We start from the raw sequence: 5,710 nt of genomic DNA on the forward strand, positions 1-5,710 counted from the left end.
GGGATAAAGAGATGAATATACAGATTAAAAATCCGATCGCCAAGCTAATCATCTATGCCATTTTGATCCTATGGGGCATATCGGTATTGTACCCGCTCATTTGGACTTTGCTTGATTCTCTAAAAAATAATGAACAATTTTTCTTAAATGCACCGTGGGCTTTGCCGGAGATTCCACTTATTTGGTCCAATTTCTCGTATGTGTGGAGCAAATACCACTTTGATACTTATTTCGTGAATTCCCTTGTCATTACGACGGGATCGACGATATTGGCGCTGCTGCTATCCGCAACGACAGCGTATGTGCTGGCGAGATATAAATTTAGAGGAAGCAATGCGTTGTTTCTGCTTTATATTTCCTCAATGATGGTACCGTTTGTACTAGCGCTCATTCCGTTGTTTTTCTTAATGAATTCACTCGGCCTAATTAATACGAAGCTTGGATTGATATTTGTTTATACGTCCAGCTTGCTGGCCTTCGGCATCTTTGTGCTCGTTGGGTTTTTCAAGTCGCTGCCGAAGGAGCTCGAGGAAGCAGCAATCGTGGATGGCGCTTCTTATTACGGGACATTTTTCCGAGTTATGCTTCCGCTAGCGCAGCCGGGTTTGATCACGGTTGGCATCGTCAACATCCTGAACATCTGGAACGAATATATCGTGGGTACGATACTTATTAATGATCCGACCCAGTATACGCTGCCGGTGGAAATTGGCGTTATGCAAGCCGAGATGCAGTATCGTACAGAGTGGGGTCCGTTGTTCGCAGCGCTATTGATCACCATTATTCCCGTTCTTATTATTTATATTATTTTTCAAAGGCAAATCGCAAGCGGGATTACAGCTGGTGCGGTTAAATAAGCTAATATTTGAATAATCCAATAGCAGCTGGCAGCTCTTTTCTCTTCCGAGGAAGGAGCTGTTCGTTTATGGAATACGTACTCGAGTTCAGGCATTCCTATTTTTCAAACAAATATCATATGAGCATGCATTCATTTGTTTTTATTTATGATATGATGACTTTTGAGTTGAACCCTGTGCTTGGAGTTGATCATATTGTACATTTATTTGTTTGAAACGCTGCTTTATTTGTCCTTTGCTTTGACCGGTGGTTATCTATTGCTTCAATTCATTCCAGAGAAGTCCAAACCACAATTAAAGAACATCACTGATTTATTTCAATATGCTTTATTGGCAATCCCGCTTTTTTCATTTATGTCGATTCTTCGATCAGCGCTTGTTTTACACGATTTTGCGCAGGACATGCCCTTTATTCAAGTTTTATTAATTGTTGTAAAAGATTATTCGTACGGCAATGCTTGGGTGTGGAATCTCATTATATGTACCGTGATGTACATGATCACACAGTTTAAAGGCTTGCAGGGTAAAATGACCAAATGGGTTTTAGCACTCTTATGGTGTGCCAGTATTCTAGCTCATGGCTGGGCCAGCCATCCGGCAGGCTTCTCGCCTTTCTGGGGCGTACTTTCACAATCCGTTCATGTCGCTGCAGTTTCTCTTTGGCTCGGCACGCTTCTTATTGTTGCTTGGTTTACAAAAGGGGAATGGAACTGGAAGGCGTTTGTACGATGGTTTACGCCAATGTCGATCAGCAGCATCGTCCTAATTGTAGCGGCTGGTATAATGATGATGTTTCTCCTAGTCGATGGTTATATCAACTCATGGGGAATCAATTATGGACAAGCGCTTCTACTTAAGCATCTTGTTTTCTTGCCGCTTGTTCTTCTAGGCTTTATGAATGGGTTTCTATCAAAAATTACAGATCATGGTCGACATAAAAGTAGATTGCAATGGTGGCTTCGCGCGGAAACGTTTCTTGCACTAGTCATTCTCATCACAACCGCCTACATGGGTGTACAGGAGCCGCCTCATGAAGGGGAGTTCGAACAGCCTTCTCCATCTCCGTTATTTACTTTTTTGCATGGCGATTTGCAAGACTTGTCGCTGCAGTGGAACTGGAGTTTGGGATATATCAGCATGATTGTTATTGGAATTGCAGCACTGGCCTTATTATTTCCCAGCTATAAAAAAGAGAAACGCAGCATGTTTGCTGCCTTTGCTTGCATAGCTGTCTTATTCCCGTTTTTTGGCATACTTTTATCTGTTCAATAGAGCGGATAGAAGGAAACTCGTTTTTGCTTTTTAAGCAAGACGAGTTTTTTTTGTAAGACAGTAGGATTGTATTAGATAAGGAGAGGAGAGTATTGGAACATTTTTTTATTCTCAACTATAATACAGGAAACTAACGAGAGAATAGGGGTTGCCATATGACAATTGAAGCGTTTTGGAAGGGAAATAACGACCAGCCGATATGTGCATTTACGTTTGATGACGGGCCTTCACATCTACCACTTGAACTTTGGCTTTCTGTTCTAGAGGAAGAAGAAGCGATTGGCACCTTCTTTTTTACGGGCGAGTGGATAGATAGATATCCAGATAAAGCTAGAGAGATTTTGTCTCGGGGTCATGTTCTTGCCCCTCATACGTATCATCATCGCCGGATGGCACAGGTGCCTAAGGCTGTATTTTTGGAGCAGCTTAAGCTGACCGAGCTGGCTTATCAGGATGCGACAGGCCTTGCTTGCCCAACTTTTATGCGTTTTCCTTATTGTTCTTTCCGCGAGGAAAACTTGGATTGGCTGGACGAATGGGGCGGCTATCGGGACATTGAAGGCGTCGATTCAGGAGATTGGAGGGGCGTATCTTCGGAAGATATCATTGCAAAGGTCGAACCCGTTCTAGATAAAGGGACGATTGTCGTCATGCATAGCAATGATATTGCGACAGGCACTCCGGAGGCTTTAAGAGCACTTATCCAAACCGCTAAGCAAAGAGGACTACGATGCGTTGGTATTCCCGAAATGCTGGAGTCAGCAGGGTTAGAAGTAGGCTACAAGCCTTGGAAAATAACGGTTGAGGTTCCGTCTGAGCTGGATTATCCTTCGGAGGGCTGGGCTCCCTTGGCAAATAAAGAGGAGCTGTCTGCGCTAGCTGCTCAGACCATAGCATGGAACGTTCCACAATATACGCTTCAATTCAATTCCGAGCAGGAATGGCTTGAGCATTTGGAGAATCCAATTCATGAATTCGGCGTTATAGAGAATCGTGAGCTGTTCCACATATGGCAGTTTGAAGGCTCCTATTGGGGTTTCGTACGCGCTGGTGTCGTAGAAGATACGCTTGTACTACTCGACTTTGCGGCTAAGGAAGCGCAAGCGGATACGCTCGTATATTTGCTTCGGTGGGCTGCTAAGCATGCAATGGAATTAGGGTTAACCCGCATTGAAGCAAGACGGGATATTCGCAATATGCATGAGATGTGCAGGCAGCTCGGCTGGCAATCGGAGATTAAGGAAGAGCTGTAGAGAGAAGGTACGTACCCGGTGAAGTCATTAGCAACCTATTATTTTTTATGGTATCTAGCCATTTCTGTCGTTATGCCTTACACCAGTCTATATTTCAGCGATCGCGGCTTTAGCCATACAACGGTTGGTCTCATCCTGTCTTTATGGGCTCTGGTCAGCGTCATTGCCCAGCCCGTGATGGGCATGATTAATGACCGAATCAACAATCCGCGCAAAATTATCATGATCTGCGTTATCATTGCTCCGATACTCGGGCTTGGATTTCAGCTTATGGAGGGACTTGCGGGGATTCTTTTCTTGTCTATTTTCTTTGCATGGTTTCAATCCTCTGGCGGACCGATAGGCGACGCGATGTCTGTAGAAATTGCCAGCAAAAAAGGTTTTTCCTTTGGCAGCGTCAGATTATGGGGAGCTTTAAGTTATGCGATAGGTACATTTGCTACAGGCATTTTATACGAAAAATACGGCTACAACGACATCTTTATTTATTATCTTATTGTGAGTATAACCGTCTGCTTGGCGCTCATGCTGCTTCCAGCAACGAAGGTTACTCGAAGAAATGTGACGTTATTCGGCCAAATGGGCGAGGTTGTTCGCAATAAACCATTTATGATCTTTGTCGCTACTAGCATGCTGATGATGATGTCTGCATCGATTAATATGAATTTTTTGCCATTATACTTTAAGGAAATGGGCTTTGATAAGAGCTGGATCGGCAGTGCATTTGCGATAGCCGCTATTATTGAGGTGCCGATGTTCTGGGTGGCGACGAAGCTAAGCAAGCGAATAGGCAGATATCAGCTGCTGTGCGTCGCGGCTTTGATCTATGGCATCCAATATTTCGCGATGTTTTTCTTCGACAACGTTTCATTGACGCTGGCGGTTCAACTGTTAAATGGGATCGCGTTCGCTTTTGTCGCGGGCACAGCTGTTGAAATCGTACAAAGCTATGCGACTGAGGGCACGAAAGCGACTCTGCAAACGGTATATGCGGCTGTAACCTGGGGACTTGGTGGCATTGTCGGCAATGCGATGGGCGGCGCGGTTGTCGATTATTTTGGCGCGCCATTCCTTTATTTGATTCTGTTTTGTTTATGTCTGACGGCTTCGGTACTGTTTTTCGCAAACAAGCATCATGAGCGCGGAAACCAAACAAACTCGATTGTTTAATGGTTGCTCGAAAAAATAGATCTAGAAAATAGTCTTATTATCATCGGATGAGCTCATTTTGCCGAAATAGATCTAGAAAGTAGTCTTATTGTTGCTGAGAGGCTGCCGAATAGCACTTTAAACTTACATTTACTAAAAAAGGGGCAGTCCCTCATGGTCTGAAATGACCGGAGGGACTGCCCCTTTCCTATGTTTAGAGCGCAATTAGCCGAGAATCGGCGGCTCGTGATCTGTCATATATTTTTCAGTCAGTATGGACAGCAACTGAATACCGACCTCATTGTGTCCGCCTTCGGGAATGATTAAATCGGCATATTTTTTGGATGGTTCAATAAAAGCCTCGTGCATTGGCTTAACCGTCTTCAAGTACTGGTCATGAACGGACTGGATCGTCCGGCCGCGCTCCTCAATATCCCGAAGCACACGGCGCAGAATACGCACATCGGGATCCGTATCGACGAATACTTTGATGTCGAGCAGCTTCCGAATGCTCTCTTCCGCGAGTACATGAAGTCCTTCCAATATTACGATATTGTTCGGCTTAAGCTCTACCGTTTCTGTAGTGGATGGAGCATAAGCGGCGAAGTCATAGACTGGCGCGTAAACGGTTTTCCCTTCTTTTAGAAGCAGTAGATCTTGAGCGAGCAGCTCGATATCGAAAGAGAGAGGGTGATCATAATTGATCAATTCACGTTCAGCCATGCTGAGATGCGAATAGGTTTTATAGTAGTTATCCTGAGATATGAAAGTTACTTTTTCCGATCCAAGACGTTCAATGACAGAGCGTGCAACCGTAGTTTTTCCCGAGCCGGTGCCGCCAGCGATACCAATAATAAGCATGGTGATTCAGTAAACCTCCCTAATAAAATTGCCATAGCAATTTCAGTATTGTAGCACAGAATACGGAAGCATGCTATTTCTTACTCATGGTTTAAAATGTTAAAATGAAAAGGACAGGCTACATCATTTAGAAGGAGTGTTGATCTTGAAGTATAGAAGACTCGGAAGCACAGAACTAAATGTGTCGGTAATCGGCATCGGAACCTGGCAGTTTGGAGGAGAATGGGGCCGGGAGTATTCGCAGAATGAAGTCGATTTGATTCTCGATAAAGGGCGTGAGCTTGGCATCAATCTGATTGATACCGCAGAATGTTACGG

Annotated in this window: 6 protein-coding genes; 5 read left to right on the plus strand and 1 reads right to left on the minus strand. The window is 44.3% G+C overall.

What is annotated here, in order from left to right; all coding sequences use genetic code 11:
- The first annotated feature begins 11 nt into the window (after positions 1–11).
- The 4 genes from AC1DSE_RS28975 (at position 12) to AC1DSE_RS28990 (ending at position 4,552) form a co-directional block, all read left to right on the plus strand.
- Complete coding sequence (locus AC1DSE_RS28975) at positions 12–857, plus strand: carbohydrate ABC transporter permease (RefSeq protein ID WP_076268588.1); 846 nt, start codon at positions 12–14, stop codon at positions 855–857.
- Between the two features lie 195 nt (positions 858–1,052).
- Complete coding sequence (locus tag AC1DSE_RS28980) at positions 1,053–2,129, plus strand: copper resistance D family protein (RefSeq protein ID WP_477512399.1); 1,077 nt, start codon at positions 1,053–1,055, stop codon at positions 2,127–2,129.
- 155 nt (positions 2,130–2,284) lie between these two features.
- On the plus strand, positions 2,285–3,382 hold the full coding sequence (locus tag AC1DSE_RS28985) for a polysaccharide deacetylase family protein (RefSeq protein ID WP_477512398.1): 1,098 nt from the start codon (positions 2,285–2,287) through the stop codon (positions 3,380–3,382).
- Between the two features lie 18 nt (positions 3,383–3,400).
- Entirely contained in the window at positions 3,401–4,552 is a 1,152-nt protein-coding gene (locus AC1DSE_RS28990; RefSeq protein ID WP_477512397.1) for an MFS transporter, read from the plus strand.
- A gap of 204 nt (positions 4,553–4,756) precedes the next feature.
- Here the strand turns inward: AC1DSE_RS28990 and udk are convergent, their stop codons facing one another.
- Positions 4,757–5,392, minus strand: a complete 636-nt coding sequence (gene udk / locus AC1DSE_RS28995) for a uridine kinase (protein WP_076268584.1) — start codon at positions 5,390–5,392, stop codon at positions 4,757–4,759.
- Positions 5,393–5,537: 145 nt separating this feature from the next.
- Between udk and AC1DSE_RS29000 the strand changes: the two genes are divergently transcribed.
- The coding region (locus AC1DSE_RS29000; RefSeq protein ID WP_477528614.1) for an aldo/keto reductase at positions 5,538–5,710 on the plus strand (173 nt) is incomplete at its 3' end.

The organism is Paenibacillus sp. 01L418, assembly GCF_056400045.1.

What these genes read in the sequence shown, in the direction of transcription:
- AC1DSE_RS28975 (WP_076268588.1), top strand. Translation starts at nt 12, where the DNA reads ATGAATATACAGATTAAAAATCCGATCGCCAAGCTAATCATCTATGCC.
- AC1DSE_RS28985 (WP_477512398.1), top strand. Translation starts at nt 2,285, where the DNA reads ATGACAATTGAAGCGTTTTGGAAGGGAAATAACGACCAGCCGATATGT.
- udk (WP_076268584.1), bottom strand. Translation starts at nt 5,392, where the DNA reads ATGCTTATTATTGGTATCGCTGGCGGCACCGGCTCGGGAAAAACTACG.